This window comes from Mycobacterium sp. 852002-10029_SCH5224772, assembly GCF_001667315.1.
GTDB lineage: Bacteria > Actinomycetota > Actinomycetes > Mycobacteriales > Mycobacteriaceae > Mycobacterium.
Genome location: NZ_LZHT01000079.1, coordinates 1 through 23,721, shown reverse-complemented (window position 1 = coordinate 23,721; position 23,721 = coordinate 1). Strand labels below are relative to the sequence as shown.

The 23,721-nt window shown below is 66.7% G+C and carries 20 protein-coding genes and 1 pseudogene; 8 read left to right on the top strand and 13 right to left on the bottom strand.

Going from position 1 to position 23,721, the window contains the following annotated elements; genetic code table 11:
- Window positions 1-6: 6 nt before the first annotated feature.
- From A5775_RS13770 to A5775_RS13745, 6 genes are read right to left on the bottom strand one after another with little or no spacing between them, the layout of a single operon-like run.
- Window positions 7-1,539 (bottom strand): acyl-CoA synthetase, encoded by a 1,533-nt coding sequence (locus A5775_RS13770; protein ID WP_067253019.1) that lies wholly within the window; start codon window positions 1,537-1,539, stop codon window positions 7-9.
- A gap of 14 nt (window positions 1,540-1,553) precedes the next feature.
- Window positions 1,554-2,423: an enoyl-CoA hydratase-related protein gene (locus A5775_RS13765; protein WP_067253017.1), complete on the bottom strand. Its 870-nt coding sequence runs from the start codon at window positions 2,421-2,423 to the stop codon at window positions 1,554-1,556.
- A gap of 18 nt (window positions 2,424-2,441) precedes the next feature.
- Entirely contained in the window at window positions 2,442-2,678 is a 237-nt protein-coding gene (locus tag A5775_RS13760) for a lipoyl domain-containing protein (protein WP_067253015.1), read from the bottom strand.
- A complete protein-coding gene (locus tag A5775_RS13755; RefSeq protein ID WP_067253013.1) occupies window positions 2,671-3,669 on the bottom strand; it encodes an alpha-ketoacid dehydrogenase subunit beta in 999 nt (332 codons plus the stop codon). The genes A5775_RS13760 and A5775_RS13755 overlap by 8 nt, the downstream gene beginning before the upstream one ends.
- Before the next feature lie 4 nt (window positions 3,670-3,673).
- Window positions 3,674-4,678, bottom strand: a complete 1,005-nt coding sequence (locus tag A5775_RS13750) for a thiamine pyrophosphate-dependent dehydrogenase E1 component subunit alpha (RefSeq protein ID WP_197512563.1) — start codon at window positions 4,676-4,678, stop codon at window positions 3,674-3,676.
- The gene (locus A5775_RS13745; protein ID WP_067253011.1) at window positions 4,678-5,541 is read right to left on the bottom strand and encodes a mycofactocin-coupled SDR family oxidoreductase; all 864 of its coding nucleotides are present in this window, start codon (window positions 5,539-5,541) and stop codon (window positions 4,678-4,680) included. Before A5775_RS13745 ends, A5775_RS13750 begins: the two co-directional genes overlap by 1 nt.
- A 284-nt stretch (window positions 5,542-5,825) precedes the next feature.
- Here A5775_RS13745 and A5775_RS13740 point away from each other — a divergent pair, with 284 nt between their 5' ends.
- Both A5775_RS13740 and A5775_RS13735 read left to right on the top strand, forming a co-directional pair.
- Window positions 5,826-7,049, top strand: a complete 1,224-nt coding sequence (locus tag A5775_RS13740) for a CaiB/BaiF CoA-transferase family protein (protein WP_067253009.1) — start codon at window positions 5,826-5,828, stop codon at window positions 7,047-7,049.
- A gap of 259 nt (window positions 7,050-7,308) precedes the next feature.
- Window positions 7,309-7,596: an ANTAR domain-containing protein gene (locus A5775_RS13735; protein WP_067253006.1), complete on the top strand. Its 288-nt coding sequence runs from the start codon at window positions 7,309-7,311 to the stop codon at window positions 7,594-7,596.
- A 276-nt stretch (window positions 7,597-7,872) separates the two neighbouring features.
- On the opposite strand, the pseudogene A5775_RS25870 reads toward A5775_RS13735, so the two are convergent.
- A pseudogene (locus A5775_RS25870) lies at window positions 7,873-8,058 on the bottom strand (IclR family transcriptional regulator C-terminal domain-containing protein); the annotation flags it as partial.
- Window positions 8,059-8,279: 221 nt separating this feature from the next.
- Between A5775_RS25870 and A5775_RS13725 the strand changes: the two are divergent.
- Both A5775_RS13725 and A5775_RS13720 read left to right on the top strand, forming a co-directional pair.
- Window positions 8,280-8,837: a hypothetical protein gene (locus tag A5775_RS13725; protein ID WP_067253002.1), complete on the top strand. Its 558-nt coding sequence runs from the start codon at window positions 8,280-8,282 to the stop codon at window positions 8,835-8,837.
- 109 nt (window positions 8,838-8,946) lie between these two features.
- Window positions 8,947-9,375 carry an SRPBCC family protein gene (locus tag A5775_RS13720; protein WP_082953013.1) on the top strand — a complete coding sequence of 143 codons (429 nt, stop codon included), beginning with the start codon at window positions 8,947-8,949 and terminating at the stop codon, window positions 9,373-9,375.
- 5 nt (window positions 9,376-9,380) lie between these two features.
- Here the strand turns inward: A5775_RS13720 and A5775_RS13715 are convergent, their stop codons facing one another.
- The 5 genes from A5775_RS13715 to malQ form a co-directional block, all read right to left on the bottom strand.
- The gene (locus A5775_RS13715; protein ID WP_067252998.1) at window positions 9,381-9,638 is read right to left on the bottom strand and encodes a hypothetical protein; all 258 of its coding nucleotides are present in this window, start codon (window positions 9,636-9,638) and stop codon (window positions 9,381-9,383) included.
- 107 nt (window positions 9,639-9,745) lie between these two features.
- Window positions 9,746-11,599 carry a molybdopterin-dependent oxidoreductase gene (locus tag A5775_RS13710; RefSeq protein WP_369827859.1) on the bottom strand — a complete coding sequence of 618 codons (1,854 nt, stop codon included), beginning with the start codon at window positions 11,597-11,599 and terminating at the stop codon, window positions 9,746-9,748.
- Window positions 11,600-11,787: 188 nt separating this feature from the next.
- Window positions 11,788-12,258: a nuclear transport factor 2 family protein gene (locus A5775_RS13705; protein WP_067253045.1), complete on the bottom strand. Its 471-nt coding sequence runs from the start codon at window positions 12,256-12,258 to the stop codon at window positions 11,788-11,790.
- A 5-nt stretch (window positions 12,259-12,263) separates the two neighbouring features.
- Window positions 12,264-13,145, bottom strand: a complete 882-nt coding sequence (locus A5775_RS13700) for an LLM class F420-dependent oxidoreductase (RefSeq protein ID WP_067252996.1) — start codon at window positions 13,143-13,145, stop codon at window positions 12,264-12,266.
- Between the two features lie 20 nt (window positions 13,146-13,165).
- Entirely contained in the window at window positions 13,166-15,340 is a 2,175-nt protein-coding gene (malQ, locus tag A5775_RS13695) for a 4-alpha-glucanotransferase (RefSeq protein WP_067252994.1), read from the bottom strand.
- A gap of 427 nt (window positions 15,341-15,767) precedes the next feature.
- Here malQ and eccB point away from each other — a divergent pair, with 427 nt between their 5' ends.
- Entirely contained in the window at window positions 15,768-17,285 is a 1,518-nt protein-coding gene (eccB, locus tag A5775_RS13690; protein ID WP_067252992.1) for a type VII secretion protein EccB, read from the top strand.
- Window positions 17,282-21,445, top strand: a complete 4,164-nt coding sequence (eccCa, locus tag A5775_RS13685; protein ID WP_067252991.1) for a type VII secretion protein EccCa — start codon at window positions 17,282-17,284, stop codon at window positions 21,443-21,445. The genes eccB and eccCa overlap by 4 nt, the downstream gene beginning before the upstream one ends.
- 51 nt (window positions 21,446-21,496) lie before the next feature.
- On the opposite strand, the gene A5775_RS13680 is transcribed toward eccCa, so the two are convergent.
- Window positions 21,497-22,660 (bottom strand): cytochrome P450, encoded by a 1,164-nt coding sequence (locus A5775_RS13680; RefSeq protein ID WP_067252989.1) that lies wholly within the window; start codon window positions 22,658-22,660, stop codon window positions 21,497-21,499.
- Between the two features lie 263 nt (window positions 22,661-22,923).
- Here A5775_RS13680 and A5775_RS13675 point away from each other — a divergent pair, with 263 nt between their 5' ends.
- Together A5775_RS13675 and A5775_RS24910 are read left to right on the top strand one after the other, a co-directional pair.
- The gene (locus A5775_RS13675) at window positions 22,924-23,118 is read left to right on the top strand and encodes a ferredoxin (RefSeq protein ID WP_067252987.1); all 195 of its coding nucleotides are present in this window, start codon (window positions 22,924-22,926) and stop codon (window positions 23,116-23,118) included.
- A gap of 496 nt (window positions 23,119-23,614) precedes the next feature.
- The coding region (locus A5775_RS24910; protein ID WP_156660690.1) for a PPE domain-containing protein at window positions 23,615-23,721 on the top strand (107 nt) is incomplete at its 3' end.

Below are 23,721 nucleotides of genomic sequence, written 5' to 3'. Positions count from 1 at the left end.
GTCGCGTCACAGGATCCGCGATACCCGTCCCTGCCAGTACCGTTCGCGGATGCGCCTCTTGTAGAGCTTTCCGTTGGGGTCCCGCGGCAGCTCCCGCTCGAATTCCACGGTGCGCGGGCACTTGTAGCCGGCCAGGCGGGCCCGGCAGTATTCGATGAGTTCGGCTTCGAGGTCGGGCCCGGGCACGACGCCGCGGGCCGGCTGCACGACGGCCTTGACCTCTTCGCCGAATTCCTCGTTGGGGACCCCGAATACGGCGGCGTCGACCAGCTTCGGATGCATGACGAGCAGGTTCTCGGCCTCTTGCGGGTAGATGTTGACCCCGCCGGAGACGATCATGAACGTCGACCGGTCGGTGAGGTAGAGGTACCCGTCCCGGTCGACGTATCCGACGTCGCCCAGCGAGCGCCACCCGCGATCGTTGTACACCGACGCGGTCTTGGCGGGATCCTTGAAGTACTCGAAGTCGGGGCCGCCTTCGAAATAGAGCTCGCCGGATTCGCCGACCGGAAGTTCCCGCCCGTCCTCGCCGACCACGTGCACCGGGGCCATCGGGATGCCCACCGAGCCTGGATGGGCGAGCCATTCCTGCGGGCCGATGGTGGTTCCCGCGAATCCTTCGGTGCCTCCGTAGTATTCGTGAATGATCGGCCCGAACCACTCCATCATCCGGTGCTTGACGTCGACGGGACAGGGTGCGGCAGCGTGGATGACGCACCGCAGGCTCGACACGTCGTACTTGTCCCGGACGGTGGCCGGTAGTTTGAGCATGCGCACGAACATCGTCGGCACGAACTGGGCGTGGGTCACCCGGTGGGTCTCGATCAGCCGCAGCACGGTCTCGGCGTCGAACCTCTTCATCAGGATCGACGCGGCGCCGACGCGGTTGGCCGCCATGGTGTAGTTGACTCCGGCGGCGTGGTACAGCGGCGCGGGGGACAGGTACACGCTCGATGGGCTCATCCCGTATTTGTGGATCAGCGCCAGCTCCAGCACCGCCTGCGCCCAGGACCCGTTGCCGTCCGCGGGCAGCGGCCGCCGCACCGCCTTGGGGCGTCCCGTCGTGCCGGACGAATAGAGCATCTCCGATCCGTCCGACACGGGCGGGGCGTCGCCGGCCGCCGCCACCGCGTCCGGGTAGGACCGCCAGCCCGGGACGGAACCCCCGACGGCGATGCGGACGAGCGGCCCGGCGTTGGTGTCACGCAGGTGCGCGGCGAGTTCGGGCATCGAGGCGTCGACAAAAACGGCCGTGGCATCGGAGTCGTCGACGACGTAGCCGACTTCATCGGGGGTGAAGTGGGTGTTGACGGCGGTGTAGTACAGGCCGGAAAGCTGGCATCCCCAGGTGATTTCGAGGAATTCCGGGCGGTTCGACAGGACCAGGGCCACGCCGTCGCCGCGGCGCAGCCCAGCATCGTGCAGCAGCGCGGCGACGCGCTGACTGCGGGCGTGTAGCTCGCCGAAGCAGATCGTGCCATCGTCCGTGATGAGTGCCGGCGACTGCGCGGCACTCATGGCGTGGTCGGCGATGTTCACCGGCGAACCGAGCCTTAGGTGGTTGGGGCGCCGTCGGTCTGGGCGGCGGCGGCCTGGCGGCGGGCGTGCTCGGACGGCAACACCTTGTCCTTGAACACCGTCTGAATCAGCTGCTGCACGTCCTTGCTGATCGAGGCGAGCGCGACCAGGTCGTTGGAGCTCTGCCAGTGCACCCGCATGCCCATCAGCTCCCAGGCCCGCTTCAGGTTGGCCTTGGTGAGCATCAGCGTCGTCAACGGCGCCTGGGCGATGTGCCGGGCGATCGCGTCCACCCGGTCGTCCAGGTCCTCACGCTTGACCACCTCGTTGACGAGGCCGACTTCGAGCGCCTTCTTGGCGTCGATCACCTCGGCGGTGAACAGATAGTAGGCGGCGCGCCGCCAGTTCATGAATACCCAAGGCTCGATGGAACATTCGCCCGACGGCATGCCGAAGCCCTGGAGGGGTGGGTAGGAGAAGTAAGCGTCCTCGGAGGCGATGACGATGTCGGTGGTCAGGCCCATGTGCGTGCCGCCGCCCACGCAGTAGCCGTGCACCTGGGCGATGGTGGGTTTGGAGAATTCCCACAGGTTCAGTGTCGGCTTGACGAACAAGTCGCTCTGGGCTTTCCACGGGTGGCCAGTGACCATGGCGTTCTCTACGAACGCCGGGTAATCGACGGCGTTGTTGCCGATGGCGTGTCCTGAGCAGAAGCCCTTCCCGTTGGCCTTGAGGATCAGCACCTTGATGTCGTAGTCGCGGTCGGCATCGGCCAGTGCCGCGTCGACCTCCTCGGCCAGTTTCTGGTCCTGGGCGTTGGCCTTCTCCGGCCAGTTCAGGGTGATGCGGGCGATCGGTCCGTTTTTGTCGTAGATGATTCTCTCGCGGGTCTCGTTGAGATCCATAGCGCTTACCTTCCTTGGTTATGACGAGATGACGCCGATTTCGGCGCCGATGTCGTACGTGGTCCCGACATGGCCCGTCCACCGCACGGTGCCCGTCGCCCCGGCTTCGATCTCCTGCTCGACCTTCTCGGTGGCGATGATGTAGATCGGCGTGCCCGCCTCGACGTGCTCGCCGGCGCCGACGAGCAGGCCGGTCAGCTCGGCCTCCGAGACCGCCACCGAGACCCGCGGGATGCGAATGACGAAGTCAGCCACGGACCGTCGCCTTCTTGCAGGTGCGCTGGGCCGCTTCGACGATCCGCGCCGGCGACGGGTACACCTGAGCCTCGAGCGCCGCCGCGGCCGGGTTGGGGACGAACCGGGCGGCGACCCGTTCGACGGGTGCGGCGAGCTCACCGAAAAGCTCTGCGTGCAGGATGGCGGCGATCTCCGCTCCGGGACCGCCGAATTGCACCGCGTCATGGACGATCACGGCTCGCCGCGTGCGGCGAACGGACCCCACGATGGTGTCGACGTCGAGAGGCACCAGAGTGCGCAAGTCGATCACCTCGGCGCTGATGCCTTGTGCGCCGAGCGTGGCCGCGGCGCTCAGCGCGTCGTGCACGCAGCGGCCGTAGGTGATCACGCTGACGTCGGTGCCGATCCGCTTGATGTCGGCCTGGCCGAGGGGGATGGCGAAGCCCGGTTCGATGGGGACGGGCCCCTTCTTGCTTTGCAGCCGAATCGTTTCGATGAACAGGCACGGATCGGGGTCGAAGATCGCCGCGGTCAGCAGCCCCTTGCCGTCGCGTGGCGTGGCCGGCACGATCACCTTCATCCCGGGGATGTGCATGAACCATGCCTCCAGGCTCTGTGAATGCGTTGCGCCCGTCGCCAATCCTGCGTAAACCTGGGTGCGGATGGTGATCGGCGCCGACGTCCGCCCGGCGGTCATGAACCTCAGCTTGGCGGCGTTGTTGATCAGCTGGTCGGCGGCGATGCCGATGAAATCCATGATCATGATCTCGGCGACCGGCAGCAGCCCGTCGATCGCCGCGCCGATGGCAGCGCCGACGATCGCGGCCTCCGAGATCGGCGTATCGAGGACGCGGTCGTGGCCGTACTTCGTCGATAACCCCGCCGTCGGCCCGGAGGCGCCGGGGTCGGCGATGTCCTCACCGAGCAAGAACACTCGTTCGTCGGTCGCGAGCGCCTGGTCCAGCGCGAGGTTGAGCGCCTCGCGCATGGTCATCTCCTTCTCGTCCATGTCGTTACACCGGGAACCCGATCGGGGTCGCATACACGTCGCGGTCGAGTTCGTCGATCGACGGGGAGTCCGCGCTCATCACCGTTCGCAGCGCCGCTTCCACCGCCGCCGCCGCGTCGCTGTCGATGCGGTCGAGTTCGTCCTGAGCGCAGACGCCGGTCGCGGCGAGGTGGCCGCGGAACCGTGGCACCGGGTCGGCGGCCATCGCCGCCTCGAGTTGTTCCGCGGGTATGTAGGGCGTCCGGTCGCCGAAGTAGTGGCCGCGGAAGCGGAACGTGACGCATTCGATGAAGGTGGGGCCGCCCCCCTCGCGCGCTCGTCGCAGCGCGTCGTCGAGGGCCGATGTCACCGCGAGCGGGTCGTTGCCGTCGACACGCACACCCGGCATGCCGTACCCGGCGGCCCGGTCAACGACGTGCTCGAGCTTCATGGTGTCCGACGTCGGGGTCATCTCGGCGTACAGATTGTTCTGGCAGACGAACACGATCGGCAGGTCCCACAGCGCGGCCATGTTGGCCGCCTCGTGAAACGATCCGGTGTTCGTGGCGCCGTCGCCGAAGCTGACCACGGTGACGCGATCGATGCCTTTGCGTTTGGCGGCCATCGCCAGCCCGACGGCCACGGGCGGTCCGGCCCCGACGATGCCCGTCGAAAGCATCACGCCCCTAGCGGGATTGGCGATGTGCATGGTGCCACCTTTGCCCCGGCCGGCGCCGACCGTGCGGCCCATCATCTCGCCGTAGATCTCCTCGAGGGGGACGCCCTTACCGATGAGGTCGTGCAGGCCGCGGTAGGTCGTCACCAACTGGTCGTCGGATCGCAACGCCACCCCCATCGCGGCCGCGATCGCCTCCTGGCCCCGCGAGGGCCAATACACGCACATGAACTCGCCGGTGCCGATGCCCTGGGCCAGTCGGTCGTCGGCCGCCTTCATCAACACCATCAGCTCGTACAGGCGCCGCTGGACACCCTCTGAGCCCGATTGCGGTGCACCGTGATTGGCGGTCATCACGCTCCCGACCACGGTTTGACCTTGAGGAAGCCTCCGGCGTCGACCCGCAGCTGCTGTCCGGTGATGTAGCGCGCCGCATCCGAAGCGAGGAACAGCACCGCCTCGCTGATGTCTTCGGGTTCGACGTAGGGGACCGGCATCGCCTGCACCAGTGGGAACACCGGCTCGGCATCCTCACGGGCCGGCTCTTTCAAATCGGGCCGAAAGGCACGGTACATCGGCGGACTGTGCAGCATGTCGGTGTTGACGTTCGTGGGATGCACCGCGTTCATCCGGATGGAAAACCGGGCGAGCGCCAGCGCGAAGTCGTTGACATAGTGTGCGGCAGCCAGTTTCGCGAAGGCATATCCGGCGCCGCCGGGGCCGCCGTCGATGCCGGTGGTGTTCATCGATGACATGAACGCCGCGTTGGAACCGATGACGATGATCGACGCTCCTTCGCGCAGATGCTTGAGGCTCGCGTGCACCAGGTTCAACACGCCGATGAGGTCCACGTCCACGGCGTCGGCGAAAGCCTGCGGCGGCAGACCCGCGGTCAGTGGGCAGATGCCCGCGTTGGCGACCACGACGTCCAGATGCCCGAACTCGGCGACGCCCGCATCGATGGCGGCGGACAGGGCCGCCCGGTCGCGGACGTCCGCGACCGCCGTGTACGCGCGCTGCCCCTCCTTTTCGACCAGCCGCGCTGTCTCGTCAAGGTCCTCCGGGCGGGCCAACGGATACTCGTTGGTTTCGATGTCCGCGCACACGTCCACCGCGATGATGTCCGCACCTTCGGCGGCCAGCATCCGCGCGTGCGACCGGCCCTGGCCGCGTGCCGCGCCGCTGATGACGGCCACCTTGCCCGCTACTCTGCCCATCACCCATCCTTCGTACGTGCGGCTACATCGCGATCCACAGTGGGGCCCAACGACATTGGGTGTAGCGGTTGCCGTCGCGGTGAGAACGAGTGGGCCGGTCACCCGCCCGCGCCGTGCTACGACGCGCGGTCACCGCGGCGGGCGGCGGAATCGGGCCACCGGTCGGCTCCATCGCATCTCTTCCCCGAAAAACTGCGCTGACCTGCGGATGGGCTATCACTACGCCCAAGACTAGCTAGAATATCTAAAATAGCAAGGAATGGCGGCGAGCGAGGGGGTATGCGATGACCGGCGGTGTTCTCCAAGGCGTGCGGGTGGTCGAATTGGCCTCGTGGACCTACGTGCCATCGGCCGGTGCCGCCCTCTCCGATTGGGGCGCCGACGTCATCAAAGTGGAGGGGGTCGCCTCGGGTGACCCCGGCCGCGCGCTGGTCGTCGGCGGCTTCACCCGGCAGGCCGCCCGCCCCGATGCCGACTTCATCCTCGAATTGGGCAACCGGGGGAAGCGCAGCATCGCGGTCGACATCAAATCGGCGACCGGCCGCGAGCTGTTCGGCCGGCTGTTGGCCAGTGCCGATGTGTTCTTGACCAATTGGCTGCCGGGCGCCCTCGAGCGGGCGCGCCTGACCGTCGAGGACATCCGGTCGTTCAACCCAAAGATCATCATCGCCCGCGGCACCGGCCTGGGGGTGCGGGGGCCGGACCGGGATCGCGGCGGGTTCGACGCGGCCACGTATCTGGCGCGGGGCGGGGTCGCGTACACGCTCACGCCATTTGGCACCGAGACGCCGGCCGTTCAGGGGCCTGGTTTCGGTGACCTGCAGGGCGGGGCGACACTGGCCGGCGGCGTCTGCGCCGCGCTGTTCCACCGCGAACGCACCGGCGAACCGACGATCGTCGACTCCTCGCTGCTTGCCCAGGCGATGTGGTCGATAGCGCCGTCCATTTCGGCGGCCGATTTCTTCGACATCGATGGGATTCCGGGCGCCCCACCCGGCCTGGCCATCAACCCGCTGGTCAACCGGTACAAGACCAAGGACGGCAGGTGGATCCAACTGGTCTTCCTGCAGCCGGACAAATTCTGGGTGGGTTTCTGCCGGCGCATGGGTCTGGCGGAACTGGCCGACGACGAGCGATTCGTCCCGTCGAGCAATTTGATCGCCAATGCGGCCGCGGCGACCGAGCTTTTCGCGAACGCCTTCGCGCGCCACGACCTCGCGCACTGGCAAGCGGTGCTCGCGGACGAACCCGGCGTGTGGGGCGCCCTGGCGACGCCGCGGGAAACCCTCAACGACCCGCAGGTCGAGCCCAACGGATATGTCGTGACCAACGTCGACGACCAAGGCGAGAAATACCGGATCGTCGCGGCGCCAGTCCAATTCAACGAAACCCCGCCGGCCCCCGCGCGCGCGCCCGAACACGGCCAGCACACCGAGGAGATCCTGCTGGAGCTCGACTTCGATTGGGACGACATCGCCAAGGCGAAGGAGCTCAAGGCGATTCTCTAGGGCGCCGAGGGGAGCGTCTAATCACGGTATTTCGCAACCGGTTTCGATACCACGCGTCGCGGATTCCGTGGTTAGCAGCCGATTCCGAAACGGTCACGAGCGCATATCAATGTCGGCGGCGGTATGGCAGAACGTAGCCAATCGACAAATCATGGCACAGGGCGCTTTTGAGGTATGCGGCCGCGACGATGCGTAACGAATTCCTCGTCCGGTACGTGAGTGGCGGATTCATGACGGCGCCGCAGGAGGTATCCACAGCATGACAACGAACTGGGTTCCCGCCCAGACTTCGTGCGGTCCGCACTCCGGTCGCATCCTCGACACGGCACGGGGCATTCTCATCGGCCTGCGCCGGTGCCCGTCGGACGTCGCGTTGGACGAATTGCACAGCGCGGCACTGCGGCACAAGGTGCCGGTGTTCGCGATGGCATGGGCACTGGTGCACCTGGCCGGTGATGGCCAACAGACGCCGAGCTTCGTCGACGCGCAATCCGCGGCCCGGCACGAATGGGGGACTCTGTTCGGGTCCACCGCAGTGCCCTGTTGAGCGGGCACCAAGACGTTGGGACGGCCGAGTTTCCGAGGGGTAGCCCGGCCGTCTCCAACTCTGTCGAGGTAGCACCGGAACGTTGCGCGGGTCGCGCCTTCGGGCTCGAGCTGTATTGGCCGGCACGCGGACGGGGCAGCCGGCGCTGGCGGAAGATGCGCGCGGCCAATCGACCGATTTCCGAAATCGACTACGGAATAAGCCTGTTCCGCTAGCGGCCTTCGGCGGGCGTCGAACGCGATGCGAACTCCTTTTCAGGTTTTCGCGGCGCGACGAGCGCGCCCAGGCCGGGGAGTCTGCGGCGGTCCGCAACGCGTCGACGATGCGCTGTTGCTTTTCGGCGAAACGCTCCGTGGGCGCCGGGGCCGAGATCGCGACGACGATGTCGCCGGCGGCTCGGCCGGCGACGGCCGCAGCGGAGATCCCCGGTGTGTGTTCGGCGCGGTCGAAAGCGATAGCGGTGTGTACATTCGCGTCGCGGGTGCTGGGCAACCCGGAAATTAACGCCCTAAATCTGATGGTGCGCTGCGCCCAGGACCGGCCGGCGGGTTCGACGCAGATCGCTTGCCGGGCATCGGCCGGGTTGGCCGCCTGGTCCGACGGGACGAGAACTGACGCGCAATTCCTGCGACGCGAGCGGATCAGCGACCGTTCGGGCAGGTGACATGAGACGGTATAAGCCTATGTCGAATCACGATTTTGTCACCTACGAAGAATTCGGTCGCAGGTTCTTCGAGATCGCGGTGACCCCCCAGCGTGTCGCCGCGGCATTCGCCGACATCGCCGGCAGCGAGTTCGCCATGGAGCCGATCGCCCAGGGGCCGGGCAAGATCGCCAAGGTCAGCGCGAACGTCAAGATCGAAGACCCCCAAGTCACCCGCCGGCTGGGCGACAGCATCACCTTCGTCATCCACATTCCACTGTCGATCGATCTGCTGGTGGACCTGTGGCTCGACAAGCAGCGCTTTGTGGTCTCGGGAGACATCGCCTTGCGTGCGACGGCGCGGGCCGCCGAACCGCTGCTGTTGATCGTCGACGTCGCCAAGCCACGGCCTTCCGATATCACTGTCAATGTCTCGTCGAAGTCGATCCGCGGCGAGGTACTGCGGATCCTGGCGGGGGTGGACGGTGAGATCCGGCGGTTCATCGCGCAGTATGTCGCGACCGAGATCGACGCGCCGCAGTCCCAGGCCGCGCAGGTCATCGACGTCGCTCAGCAACTCGAACAGGTGTGGCCCTGAGCCTGGCCGGCGAATAGCACCGCCGCCGTTGGGGTACCCACTCACGGTTGTGCGTTTGTCACCCGAGGGTGGCGGCGCTGGTGATCCGACGGAGGAGCGGAGGAAGGTCTTGGCTCGAGTAGATGTTTCGGTGTCCTCGAAGGTGGAACCGGAAGCGGCCTGGAAGCTGGCGTCGGACCTGGATCGATTCGACGAGTGGATGACGATTTTCGCCGGGTGGCGGAGCCCCGTTCCCGCCACGATCGAAGAAGGCACCTGCGTCTCGTCGTGCGTGAAAGTCAAGGGTTTCCGCAACGTGATCCATTGGACCGTCACCCGGTACGACGAGCCGAAATCGATTGAGCTGCAAGGCCGCGGCCGTGGTGGAATCCGGCTCAACGTGGAGATGACCGTCTCCGCGAACAACCCAGGATCCACCTTTCACCTCGCCGCCGATCTCAAAGGCGGGTTGCTCAGCGGGCCGATCGGGGGGCTGGTCGCCAGGGTGCTGCGGTCGGACGTGCAAAAGTCCGTGAACAACCTCGCGTCGTTGCGGTAGCGGGTTTACCGGCCAGGGTGGCCGATCACCCAGTCGCGTTGCGCCTGACGAATCCGCCTCCGGTCCATCGCAAGCCACGCCAGGCCGGCCCCGAACGCGAGCATCGCGACGATCGCGGCCGCAACACCCGCGCGGGCTTGACCCAGAGCGAAATTGGCGACGCACACCACGAACGCCAGCGCGGCCGCGCAGACCACCAGCAGTCCGGGCGTCCGCGCCGCATCCTGCATCGATTCATCGCGGTCGACAGGGCTGTGCCTCATGGGCGTCTCCTCTGCTGTCGCTTGCGTCCGGCCGGTTTCTTTGGAGCTACCCAAAACGCCGGTTGGACAAACGACTTCGCGGAGTTGACGGCGGGCGGTGGTCGCGCTTAGAGGGTTTGGTGCCGCCCGAAATATTTGTGGTCTTCGCTGTAGCCGCCATAACCGCTTCCGATGTCGCGGTAGTCGGCGACGAATTCGATTCCCTTGATCCACTTGACCAATTTGAAGCCGTGCTGCAGCTCATTGCGCAGCCGCAGCGGCCTGCCGTGCATATACGGCAGCTGGTGGTCGTTCATGTTGTAGGCCAGCATCGTCATGTGGTGGTCCATCTGGCCGATGTGATGGGCGTTGTAGTAAATGCCCCCCGTGGCGCCCAGACCCATCGAATAGAACACCACCCACTTCGCCTCGGGCAGGGGCTTGACGATGTCCATGATCGTTTTCATCTGCACGCCACCCCATTTGGCGACGCCTGACCACGCTTGGATGCAGAAGTGCTGGCTGATCTGCTCGTGGTAGGGCAGCGCCATCAAGTCCTCGAGCGAGAACTCCATCGGGTGCTCGACCAGGCCGTAGACCTTGAGGCGCCAGTCCTTGAAGTCGTCGCGCTCCAGCTCCTTGTACTCGACGGTCTCCGGCAGGCGACCGTTGCGCCAGTGGTGCGGCGAGATGTCCTTTTCGGTGAAGGCGCCGGGCTTGGGGTCCAGCCGTTCGAGCACCCGTTGGAACGGGCCGACGAGCGCATAGCCGACCCGCTGAACCACCCGGGGGTGCTTGATGGTGAACGGAGTGGCCCAAACCCACGCGACGGCCGTCACCACCATGGCCGCGGCGAAGATCCAGAAACCCATCCAGCTGTTGTCGTCGCGGGAGGCGAACATGTGGTTGAGGTTCCGCAGTGCGTCGGTCGCAAAAACCATCGTCACGTGCACCAGGATGAAGAACAGGAAGTACACCAGCACCACGAAATGCAGCGACCGCGCGTGCTGGATGCTCAAGCGTTTGCTCAGCCAGTGCACGCGCTGCGACAGCGCGGGAGACATTCCCAGCCCGGTGATCAACGCGGCGGGGGCGGCGATGAAGACGGTGGCGAAGTACGACAGCAACTGCAGACCGTTGTAGGCGACCCAGCCGTTGTCCTGCGGCCAGTCCAGTGACATGTACTGGATCGCCACCGACGCAGCGTCGGGGAAGACGTCCCAGCTGGTCGGCACGATGTGACGCCACTGTCCGGTGACGAACAGCAGTACGTAGAAGACCGCGCCGTTGACGAGCCACAACACGTCGACGCCGAGATGCCACCATCGGGCCAGCCCGATGGAGTGCCGGAAGCCGGGCAACCCCAATTGCGGTGGCAGCGCGACGGTGTCGGCGTTGGCGGTCCAGAGCTCGTCGTCGGGCACCGGTGGGCCAACCCGCAGCCATTCATCCTTGCCGGGGGTCGCGTTGCGGCTGAAATACAGCCGGGGATGGTCACAAAGAATCTGGATGCCCGTCCTGATGATGAACATCATCATGAACAGGTTGAAGAAGTGGGTCCAGCCGATCCACGCGGGCAGGCCCTCGGGGGCATGGCTGTTCGGATCGGTCCCGGGGTAGCGCTCGATGAAGGACTGCACCGCCGGCATGTTGTGCAAACCCTTGCCGATCGCCACCGACGCGATCAACAGGGCGAAGCCGATCGGGATCAACCACAGCAGGTTGAACCACCGGTCGCGGCCGACGCGCAATTTCGGGGCGGTCGCCCGCCTGGTGAGGTCGAAGCCGCCACCGTAATGCTCGACATCGATGGTGTCGTGGGCGGTATGTATCTCGTTCCGGAAGTCCGGATCAGATGTCAGCGGCGTGCCTGCCGCCAACGTCGAGACTGGGCCGTTTCCCACCGGATCAACGTGCTTGTTTTCGGCATGCGTCACGGCCTTGAAAATACACGAAAATGCCTGGATAAATCCAAGTTTCATTGGAAGAACAGTCCCCGCGCGCGTCGCGCCGCGGCTGTGTGGTCGTCGGCAACAGTTGCCAGGGGGCAGAATCTGACACGGCGCGGATAAAGTTTGCCGCAACTGCCGACAGAATGCCCGATTTGTGCCGCAAACTCGGATCCTTGCCGACCGCTGTGAATTTAGTCATAGCCTGCTGGTGCTCGCCGCTATGCGGGGCCGCGCGGCAGCAAACTTCGGGCCCCCCGGACCTCGATGGCATTGACCGTCAATGCCCGGTGGCCGATTCGCCAGCCCACGTCCGTCAGCTCGTACGCGTCGTCGTAGCGCAGGTGCCACACCACGTCCACCACCTCGTCGCCGCGCTCGGTCCAGTGATGGGCGACGCATGCGACGCGTCCCCGGGCGGTGGCTGGCCCTTCGCCCGCGTCGTACACCTCGCCGATGATCGCGTGCTCGGTGCGGGCGACCGCCGCGACGGTAGCGACGGCGGTAGCGATGGCTTCCCGGCCCCGATGCGCATGGACCGGTAACAGATCGGCCGGTGGCGCGGGCACGACCAACTCGGCCTCGGGGGTGAAAAGATTTGCGACCCTTTCGAATTCGCGATCATCGACGTGAGCGGCGTACCGGTGGACCAAGTCACCGAGCGCCATTCGCTCGTCGGCCGAAAGTGCCATGCGCGTCACGCGACCAGCGACAGCCGCTGCGCGCACGCCGACAAAAGGTCTTTGGCCTGCTCGATATCGGTGGTGGGCGGCATGGCCAGCACCAGTCGGTCCGCGCCCTGATCGACGAGGGCGGCGGCGCGCTCAGGGTCGATCTTGGTGACGCTATGGCCCAGCGACACCTCCAGGGTCGCGGGATCGCGGCCCGCCGACGATGCCTCGTCGCGCATGAGCCGGATCAGCGACGCGAGGCGTTCTCCGGTGACGCCCAGCGGCTGAAAGCCGTCGCCCAAGCGCCCAGCGCGGCGCGCTGCCGCGCGGCTATGGCCGCCGATGTACACCGGAAACCGTTCCGCGGTAACGGGTTTGGGATAGCTCGTCACGTCATCGAAACTGAAGAACTCGCCGTGAAAAGAAGCTCCTTGGGGTTGGTCGGCCCACAGCGCCCGCATCACGGCCAACTGCTCGTCGGCCCGTTTGCCCCGGCTGTCGAAGTCCGCCCCGCACGCCTGCAGCTCCTCTTTCAGCCAACCCACGCCCACACACAGGCGCAGCCTCCCACCCGAGAGCGCGTCGACGGTCGCGACCCGCTTGGCGAGCACCACCGGGTGGTGGTTGGGCAGGACGAGCACCCCGGTCGCCAGCCCGAGGCGGGTGGTGTGGCCGGCCAGAAACGCCAGCAGATCGAGGGGGTCGGGAATGGGACAGTCGGCCGCCAGCCCGACGCGCCCGGAACTGTCGTAGGGATAGACGCTGTCGTAGCGCGTGAGCAGGACCGTGTGCTCGACCGCGACGATCGATTCGAACCCGCAGGCTTCGAGGTGGCGCGCGAAGGCCACCATCCAATCGGGGTCCGCGGTGACACCGTCGGCCACCGGGGCCACGACTGAGAACTTCATGGTTTGTGAAGCTAACAAGGCTACGGATGCGGCGTTGAGCGGGCCGCGCTTTGGGCGGGCGCGATTGCGGCGCGCACCGCCTCGGCCAGCGCGGCGGCCCGGGGATCGGTGAACACGTCTTCGAGCATCACCTCGCGCCCGTCGGGACCGGTCAGCGGGACCCGCCAGTTCGGGTATTCGTCGGTGGTGCCGGGCTGGTTCTGGGTGCGACGGTCACCGACGGCGTCGGTCAGCGCCACCCCCAGCAGCCGCGACGGCGTCCTACCCAGGTACCGGTACAACGCCAACACGATGTGCTCCGGGTCGTCTTCGCCGTCCTCGAGCAGCCCCACCCGGCGCAACTCGGCCAGCCACGCCGTCAACTCGGCCCGGTCGGACTCGAGCTCCTCGGCGGCGGGCCGGGTCAGCAATCCCAGCGAGTCGCGCAGCCGCACATGGTCACCGGCAAGATAGCCGGCGGTCGGGGGCAGATCGTGGGTGGTGACCGAGGACAGGCAGTACTCCCGCCAGCGCTCGGCCGGCAGTGGCCCGCCGTTCCCGTCGCGATCCAGCTCGAACCAGAGGATCGAGGTGCCCAGCAAGCCACGCAGCAGGAGGTAGTCGCGCACCCACGGCTCGACCGTGCCGAGATCCTCGCCCACCACCACCGCGCCGGCCCGATGCGCCTCCAGGGCGACGATGCCGATCATGGCTTCGTGGTCGTAGCGCACGTACGTGCCCTCGGTGGGGGATGCACCCCGCGGGATCCACCAGAGCCGGAACAACCCGATGATGTGGTCGATGCGCACCCCGCCGGCATGCCGCAGCACCGCGCGGATCAACGCGCGAAAGGGCCGATACTCGTGCTCGTCCAACCGGTCCGGCCGCCACGGCGGCTGCGACCAGTCCTGGCCGAGTTGGTTGAACTCGTCCGGTGGCGCTCCCGCGGTCACGCCCAGCGCCATCACATCCTGCAGTGCCCAGGTGTCGGCGCCGTTGGGGTGCACGCCGACGGCCAGGTCTCCCATGATGCCCAACGACATTCCTGCCCGGATCGCCTGCGACTGGGCCGCGGCCAGCTGCTCGTCGAGTTGCCACTGCAACCAGCGGTGGAAATCGACTGTGTCGGAGTGCTTTTCGACGAAGTCTGCCACGCCGGAAGCGTCGGGGTGTTGCAGCGCTTCGGGCCAGGCATGCCAGTCGTCGCCGTGCTTTTCGGCCAGCGCGCACCAGGTGGCGAAGTCGTCGAGCGCGCGGCCCTCCCGGGCGCGGAACGCGACATAGGACAGCTCCCTGCCAGCCGACCGCGGTTCTTGGTGCAACAGCTTGAGTGCGGCCCGTTTGGCCGCCCACGAGCTGTCGCGGTCGACGGCGTCGAGGCTGCCGGCGCGCTGCTGGACCTCCGAGCGCAGCCGGCGGACCCGACTGCGCTTGGTCAGGTCGGCGAATTCCGGGATCGCCTCGACGCGAAGATAAATCGGGTTGACGAAGCGCCGCGAGGTGGGCAGGTACGGCGACGGCTCCATCCGGCTCTTCGGACCGGGCGGCGCCGCCGCGTGCAGCGGATTGACCAACAGGTAGTCGGCGCCGTGGCGCGACGCCGACCACACCGCGAGATCGGTCAGATCGGTGAGATCCCCCACGCCCCAGGACTGCCGGGACCGCACGCTGTAGAGCTGAGTGGCCAGACCCCAGGCGCGGCGGTTGCCCAGCCGCTCCGGCAGCCCGAGCCAATCCGGCGTCACGACCAGCGCGGTGCTGGTCTCGGAGCCCCCGGAGCGCAGGTGCACCCGGTGATACCCCAGCGGAAGGTCGGCGGGCAGCAGGAAGCTGGCCTCGCCCACCCAGCGTCCGTCCAGGTCGAACGGCGGGGTGAAGTTGTCGACCTGCTCGACGCCGGCGCGCACCGTGCCGTCCTCGAGCGCTAACCACACCTCGGCGGGATCGCCGTGGGTGACGTGCGCCCACAACCGGATCTGCTCACCGGTGCGACCGACGATGGTGGCCGGAAGCCGCCGTGCCCAGTGCGACCGCAACTTGGCGGTCAGCGCGACGTTGCGTTCCTGCTCGTTGTCGGCCGCGACGCCGAGGGCGGCCAACACGGCCTTCAGCGTCGGCTCGGAAACCCGCACTCGCCGGCCAGACCAATCCTCGTACTCCGTTGCGATGCCGTACCTCCGGGCGAGTTCGATCAGCGACGGCGCCAGTTCGGTCATACCGCCATCTTGCTGCCAGGATTCGCCGACCGGCGACCCGGACCCGTCGCGAGTTGGCGATTTCTTTGCTGGATGGCCGCCTGCCGTTCATGTTTCTCCCGCATCGGTGACCCGCTCGCGCGCTCGACAGGACGCCGGCGCCATGGGCCACTACGATGCCCAGAGGGGACCAACAAGAATCCGGTGACTTGATCCGTGGGGGCACAGAAACTGCCAGCTCAGTGGCGCCAGCCGCCGCCTTCCGTGCTGCAGACTCCGGCACGGTGAGCGGGGCGGATCCGGGGGCCGTGAACAGATGTGGAAGTGGATGCGCTTCGGCGCCGCATGGCGAGGTCCGTGTGGGTGCCTTACCGTTGTCATGTAATTCGCGCTGGATCCGTTTCGAGGGACGAAATCCAGGCGTTCGAGCAAACCGGATGGTGGATTAGTGGCGGAAGAGAGTCGCGGGCAGCGCGGTTCGGGGTATGGCCTGGGGCTGTCGACGCGGACCCAGGTCACCGGCTATCAGTTTCTTGCCCGCCGGACCGCGATAGCGCTGACCCGGTGGCGCGTGCGGATGGAGGTCGAGCCGGGCCGGCGCCAGAACCTGGCCGTGGTGGCGTCGATCTCCGCCGCGCTGGTGATCTGCCTCGGCGCGCTGCTCTACTCCTTCATCAGCCCGGCCGGTCAGGTAGGGGATTCGCCGATCATCGCCGACCGCGACTCCGGCGCGCTGTACGTGCGCGTGGGGGACCGGCTGTATCCCGCACTGAATTTGGCGTCGGCGCGGCTGATCACCGGTCGCCCGGACAACCCACACCTGGTCAAGTCGAACCAGATCGCCAGCCTGCCGCGCGGTCCGATGGTGGGCATCCCGGGTGCGCCGTCGAGCTTCCATCCGACCAGCCCGGCCGCGTCGTCGTGGTTGGTCTGCGACACCGTCTCGAACTCGACGGGCGCCGGAGCGCCGTCCGGCGTGACGGTCACGGTGATCGACGGCAATCCCGATCTGAGCCACCACCGGCGGGTGCTGACCGGGACGGACGCGGTGGTGCTGAATTACGGCGGCGACGCGTGGGTGATCCGCGACGGCCGGCGCTCGCGGATCGACGCGGCGAACCGGTCGGTGCTGCTTCCGCTGGGCCTGACCCCGGAGCAGGTCAGCCTGGCCAAGCCGATGAGCCGCGCCTTGTACGACGCGTTGCCGGTGGGTCCGGAGCTGACGGTGCCGCAGATTCAGAACGCGGGTGCCGGCGCGTCGTTCCCGGGGGCGCCCGGCCCGATCGGCACCGTGATGGTCACCCCGCAAATCAGTGGGCCGCAACAGTATTCATTGGTATTGGCCGATGGCGTGCAGACACTGCCGCCGTTGGTGGCCCAGATCCTGCAGAACGCCGGCCCGGGCAACACCAAACCGGTGACCGTCGAACCGTCCGCGTTGGCGAAGATGCCGGTGGTCAACAAGCTGGATCTGTCGTCCTACCCGGATGCCCCGCTGAACGTGCTGGATATCCGCGAGAACCCGGCGACGTGCTGGTGGTGGCAGAAGACCTCCGGTGAGAACCGGGCACGTGTGCAGGTCATCTCGGGCGCGACCATCCCGGTCGAGTCGAAGGATGTCAACCGGGTGGTCTCGCTGGTCAAGGCCGACACCACCGGCCGCGTAGCCGATCAGGTGTTCTTCGGCCCCGACTACGCGAACTTCGTCGCCGTCACCGGAAACGATCCCGGCGCCAAGACGACCGAATCGCTGTGGTGGCTCACGGATGCGGGCGCCCGGTTCGGAGTCGACGACACCCGCGAGGCGCGAGAAGCGTTGGGCCTGAAGACGAAACCGGCCCTGGCGCCGTGGGTCGCGCTGCGGCTGCTGCCGCAAGGGCCGACGCTGTCGCGATCCGATGCGCTCGTGCAGCACGACACGCTACCGATGGATATGTCCCCTGGAGAGCTGGCGGTACCCAAGTGAAACGTGGATTTGCCCGGCCGACGCCGGAGAAGCCCCCGGTGATCAAGCCGGAGAACATCGTCCTTCCGACGCCGCTGAGCATCCCGCCGCCGGAGGGCAAGCCCTGGTGGTTGATCGTGGTCGGTGTCGTGGTGGTCGGCCTGCTGATCGGCATGGTCGCCATGACCTTCGCCAGCGGCTCACACGTGTTCGGGGGCGCCGGCTCGATCTTCCCGATCTTCATGATCGGTGGCGTCGCGATGATGATGTTCGGCGGCCGGTTCGGCGGCCAGCAGCAGATGAGCCGCCCGAAGCTGGATTCGATGCGCGCCCAGTTCATGTTGATGCTGGACATGCTGCGCGAGACCGCCCACGAGTCGGCCGACAGCATGGACGCTAACTACCGGTGGTTCCACCCCGCACCCACCACGCTGGCGGCCGCGGTCGGATCTTCGCGGATGTGGGAACGCAAACCCGACGGCAAGGACCTCAACTTCGGCGTCGTCCGCGTCGGCGTCGGTATGACACGTCCCGAGGTGACCTGGGGTGAGCCCCAGAACATGCCGACCGACATCGAGCTCGAGCCGGTGACCGGGAAAGCACTGCAGGAGTTCGGGCGCTATCAAAGCGTCGTCTACAACCTGCCCAAGATGATTTCGGTGCTGGTCGAACCCTGGTACTCGCTGGCCGGGGACCGCGAGCAGGTCCTGGGATTGATGCGCGCGATCATCTGCCAGCTGGCGTTCTCCCACGGCCCCGACCACGTGCGGATGATCGTCGTCAGTTCGGATCTGGACGAATGGGACTGGGTGAAATGGCTGCCCCACTTCGGTGACCCGCGCCGCCAGGACGCAGCGGGCAACGCGCGGATGGTGTACAGCTCCGTGCGCGAGTTCGCCGCCGAGCAGGCCGAATTATTCGCCGGCCGTGGGTCTTTCACTCCCCGGCACGCATCCTCGTCGGCGCAGACCCCGACGCCTCACACGGTGATCATCGCCGATGCGGTTGACCCCCAATGGGAGTACGTGATCAGCGGCGAAGGCGTCGACGGGGTGACGTTCTTCGACCTCACCGGCTCGGCGATGTGGAGCGCCGTCCCCGAGCGGACCCTGCGGTTCGACAAGAAGGGTGTGATCGAGGCGCTGCCCCGCGACCGCGACACCTGGATGGTGATCGACGAGAAGCCCTGGTTCTTCGCCCTCACCGACCACATCAGCATCGCCGAGGCGGAGGAGTTCTCGCAGAAGCTGGCGCGCTGGCGGCTCGCCGAGGCGTACGAAGAGATCGGCCAGCGGGTTGCGCACATCGGCGCCCGAGACATCATGGCCTACTACGGAATTGATGATCCCGGCCGCATCGACTTCGAGGCGCTGTGGGGCAGCCGCAACGACGCGATGGGCCGGTCGCGATTGCGGGCCCCGTTCGGTGTTCGTTCCGACAACGGCGAACTGTTGTTCTTGGACATGAAATCGCTGGACGAAGGCGGCGACGGCCCACACGGAGTCATGTCCGGAACGACGGGTTCGGGGAAGTCGACCCTGGTGCGGACCGTGATCGAATCGCTGATGCTCAGCCACCCGCCCGATGAGCTGCAATTCGTGCTGGCCGACCTCAAGGGTGGGTCGGCGGTCAAGCCGTTCGCCGGGGTGCCGCACGTGTCCCGGATCATCACTGACCTGGAAGAAGACCAGGCGTTGATGGAGCGCTTCCTCGACGCGCTGTGGGGCGAAATCGCGCGCCGCAAGGCGATCTGCGACAGCGCCGGTGTCGATGACGCCAAGGAATACAACTCGGTACGCAGCCGGATGCGGGCGCGTGGCCAGGACATGGCGCCGCTCCCGATGCTCGTGGTGGTCATCGACGAGTTCTACGAATGGTTCCGCATCATGCCGACGGCGGTCGACGTCCTCGACTCGATCGGCCGTCAGGGCCGCGCCTACTGGATTCACCTGATGATGGCGTCGCAGACCATCGAAAGCCGCGCCGAAAAGCTCATGGAGAACATGGGTTACCGGCTGGTGCTGAAGGCGCGCACCGCCGGTGCGGCGCAGGCGGCCGGCGTCCCGAACGCAGTGAACCTGCCCGCCCAGGCCGGCCTGGGCTACTTCCGCCGCAGCCTAGAGGACATCATCCGGTTCCAGGCCGAATTCCTTTGGCGGGACTACTTTCCGCGTGGCCTCACCGACGACGGGGACGAAGCGCCGGCGCTGGTGCACAGCATCGACTACGTCCGTCCGCAGCTGTTCACCAACTCGTTCACCCCGCTGGAGGTCAGCGTCGGGGGACCCGAGGTCGCCGTCCCGGCCATCCCCACCGACGGCGACGTGCTGGAGGTCGAGGGTCCGGACGACGACGTCGAAGGGATCAGAACGCCGAAGGTCGGTACGGTCATCATCGATCAGCTGCGCAAGATCGATTTCCAGCCGTACCGGCTGTGGCAGCCGCCGCTGAACCAGCCCGTCGCCATCGACGAGTTGGTGAACCGGTTCCTCGGTCGCCCGTGGCAGCAGGACTACGGCACGGCGCGGGATCTGGCCTTCCCGATCGGGATCATCGACCGCCCGTTCAAGCATGACCAGCCGCCGTGGACGGTCGACACGTCGGGGCCCGGTGCCAACGTCCTGATCCTGGGGGCCGGTGGGTCGGGTAAAACCACCGCGCTGCAGACCCTGATCTGCGCCGCGGCGCTGACCCACACACCCGAGCAGATCCAGTTTTACTGCTTGGCCTACAGCGGCACCGCGCTGACCACGGTCGCCCGGCTGCCCCATGTCGGTGAGGTGGCCGGTCCGACCGACCCGTACGGCGTCCGCCGCACGGTGGCCGAACTGCTGGCGTTGGTGCGGGAGCGCAAGCGCACGTTCCTCGAGTACGGGATCGCCTCGATGGAGGTGTTCCGGCGGCGGAAGTTCGGCGGTGAGCCCGGCCCGATCCCCAATGACGGGTTCGGCGACGTCTACCTGGTGGTGGACAACTACCGGGCACTGGCCGAAGAGAACGAGGTGCTGATCGAGCAGGTGAACGTGATCATCAACCAGGGCCCCTCGTTCGGGGTGCACGTGGTGGTCACCGCCGACCGCGAATCCGAGCTGCGACCGCCGGTGCGCAGCGGCTTCGGCTCGCGGGTCGAGTTGCGCCTGGCCGCCGTGGAAGACGCCAAGCTGGTGCGTTCCCGGTTCGCCAAGGACGTGCCGGTGAAGCCGGGTCGTGGCATGGTCGCGGTCAACTACGTCCGCCTCGACGCCGACCCGCAGTCCGGTCTGCACACGTTGGTGGCCCGGCCCGCGCTGGCCAGCACGCCGAGCAACCGATTCGAGTCCGACAGCATCGTCGAAGCCGTCAGCCGGATCGCGAACGGCCAGGCCCCGCCGGTACGCCGGTTGCCGGCGACGTTCGGCGTGGAACAACTTCGGGAGATCGCCGCACAAGACACCCGGCAGGGCGTGGGTGCGGGCGGAATCGCCTGGGCCATCTCGGAGTTGGACCTGTCGCCGGTCTATCTCAACTTCGCCGAGAACGCGCACCTGATGGTCACGGGCCGCCGCGAATGCGGGCGCACCACGACGCTGGCCACGATCATGGCCGAGATCGGCCGGCTGTACGCGCCGGGAGCGACCAGTGCGCCGACGCCGCCGGCCGGGCAGCCCTCGGCCCAGGTGTGGCTGGTGGACCCACGGCGCCAGTTGCTCACCGCGCTCGGCTCCGACTACGTGGAGAAATTCGCCTACAACCTCGATGGCGTGCAGGCGATGATGGGCGAACTGGCCGCGGTCCTGGCCGGCCGCGAGCCACCGCCCGGCTTGTCCGCCGAGGAGTTGTTGTCGCGGTCGTGGTGGAGCGGGCCGGAGATCTTCCTGATCGTCGACGACATCCAGCAGCTGCCGGCGGGCTTCGATTCGCCGCTGCACAAGGCCGCGCCGTGGGTGACCCGGGCCGCCGACGTCGGTTTGCATGTGATCGTCACCCGGACGTTCGGTGGCTGGTCATCGGCCGGCAGCGACCCGATGCTGCGGGCGCTGGCCCAGGCGAACGCGCCCCTGCTGGTGATGGACGCCGACCCCGACGAGGGATTCATCCGCGGCAAGATGAAGGGCGGTCCGCTGCCACGCGGCCGTGGCCTGCTCATGGCCGAGGACACCGGCGTGTTCGTTCAGGTCGCGGCGACCGAGTTGCGCAAGTAGGGCTCAACAGGGGCTACAGTCGCTGCGCCGGGGCCGACCGGCATATGCGGCTCAGCCCCAGCGCAATGGCAACTCCCTGAGCGCGAAGCTCTTTGAGGGGTAATCGATCACGGGTGAGTAGTCCGCGGGCAACTCGAAATCCGGAATCTGGGTGAGCCACTCCGCGATGATCACCGTCAGTTCGATGCGCGCCAGGTGGGAGCCCAGGCAGCGGTGCGGGCCGCCGCCAAACCCCCAGTGCCGGTGCACTTTTCCGTCCATATTGAGCTCATTGGTGGACATTGAGTCGCTGTCGTCACGGTTGACCGCAGCCATGCACAGGCGCACCGAGGTGCCCGGCGGCAACGTCATGCCGCCGACTTCGACGAACTCGGTGGTGATCCGGGGCGCCACCGGCGCCGACGGTTCCAGCCGGACGATCTCTTCGATGAAAACCCTGATCTGCTTTGGGTTGTCGCGAAGCTCCGTGCGCAGCTGGGGCCTGCGCGCCAGTTCGAGCAGCGAAAATCCGATCGCCGCGGTGACCGTGTCCAGACCGGCCAGGATCAACAGGTGGCTCATGCCGAGCAGCTCGATGTCGCTGAAGTCGCCGTCGCCGGTGATCACCTGGGACAACATGTCTGAACCGGGGTTTTGCCGACGCTGCGCGATGGCGTCGGCTAGGTATGCCAGCAACCGCTCGGACTTCTCTATGTCGGTCTTGGTGATGACGGGCTTGTCACTGACGACGGTGTCTTTCCAATCGATAAGAAGATCGCGATCCTCGAGGGGCAGACCGTAGAGATCCAGAAACACCTGAAACGGGTACAGGCTCGCCAGATCCGCCATCACCTCGCACTCACCCCGGGCGGCCAGCGCCGCGATCATGTCGCGAGCGTGACGCTCCAGCGCCGGACGCGACTTGCCCAACGCGTGCGGGCTGAAATACGGCTGCAGGATCTTGCGGTAGCGGGTGTGTTGCGGTGGGTCAAAAGCCAGTGGCAGCACCGGCAGCGGGTGGCCGGGGGGCTGCAGCACCGTCGACGAGAAGACCTTGGTGTTGCGCAGCGCGGCCAGAACGTCTTCGCGGCGGGTGATGTAGTAGTGGCCGTTCATGAACACCACCGGCCCCGCGTCGCGCAGCGTCTTCCACCCCACCCCGCGATCGGCGCTCATCGGCAGCTTGTCGAATTCCAGCCGGGGCAAGTGGAACGTGCCGTATTGGCCGTCGTTCATGCGCGTCGATCTCCGGTCGTCTGTCGTTGTTCGGTCACCCCGAGGTGACTGTGCCGCACGTAGCTTTGTCCTTATTGCGTGGGGGGCAATGGAACACGGATTCGGCTGCCCGAGCTCATCCGGGCTTTTCGGCAGTCGGCCTCGATGGCGCACATCTTGAACACTTTACCGACCGACTAATCTGGGTAGCGGACCTTGAAGTGCAATCCCGCTCATTTGCGGAATCGACTACGGCCGCATCGGCCGGCTAGGGAGGAAACTTCGTGAGGGTTCGTCTGGAACAGTCGAAATGCGTAGGCCACGCCCAGTGCTACGCGGTTGACCCCGCCCTCTTTCCCATTGACGACTCCGGCTATTCGATTCTCGAGGAGCATGAAGTCAGGCCCGAAGACGAGCAACTGACTCGCGACGGCGTCGCTGCCTGCCCCGAAATGGCGCTGATTCTCCAAGAAGACTGACAGCGCACGCTGCGGAGGGGTTCGGCGCGAAGCCGGCGCTGTGGCGTGGCAAGCAAACGGTTAATGAACAATCCGTTGCCCTATATGAACTGCTGCCGACCGGGAATGAACAGTGGTTGGCCATTGATGAACAGGGGCGTTTGCGTGTCGGCCTTTGCCTCGTAACGAACTAATCTCAGTGCCGGACGGCGGTTCGGAGACACGGTGCTGTCGCCCGGTTGCTGATAACGGGATTGGCCGAGGCAGAAGGTGCATGTCGTTCCTGACCAGATGTCCGAGAAGCGTGGTGGCAGACCACGTTTCCGGGCGCAGCCCATTGGTCGGCATGCACCGGCCCGCCCAGCCGGCCGAGTCGCGGGCACACAACCGCAGACGGGGCTCCCATGGAGGCAGCGCTCGACCGGTGGGGTCGTTTACAAAGCCGTGATCACCGCCACCACTGATTCCCATGTGACAGCCGAGATCGCCTGCGGTCTCGGCCGACTGAGGAGGATAGGTGCTTGAGTTCGGTGCGTTACCGCCCGAAATCAATTCCGGTCGCATGTATGCGGGTCCGGGGTCGGGGCCGATGATGGCCGCGGCTGCTGCTTGGGATGAGATTGC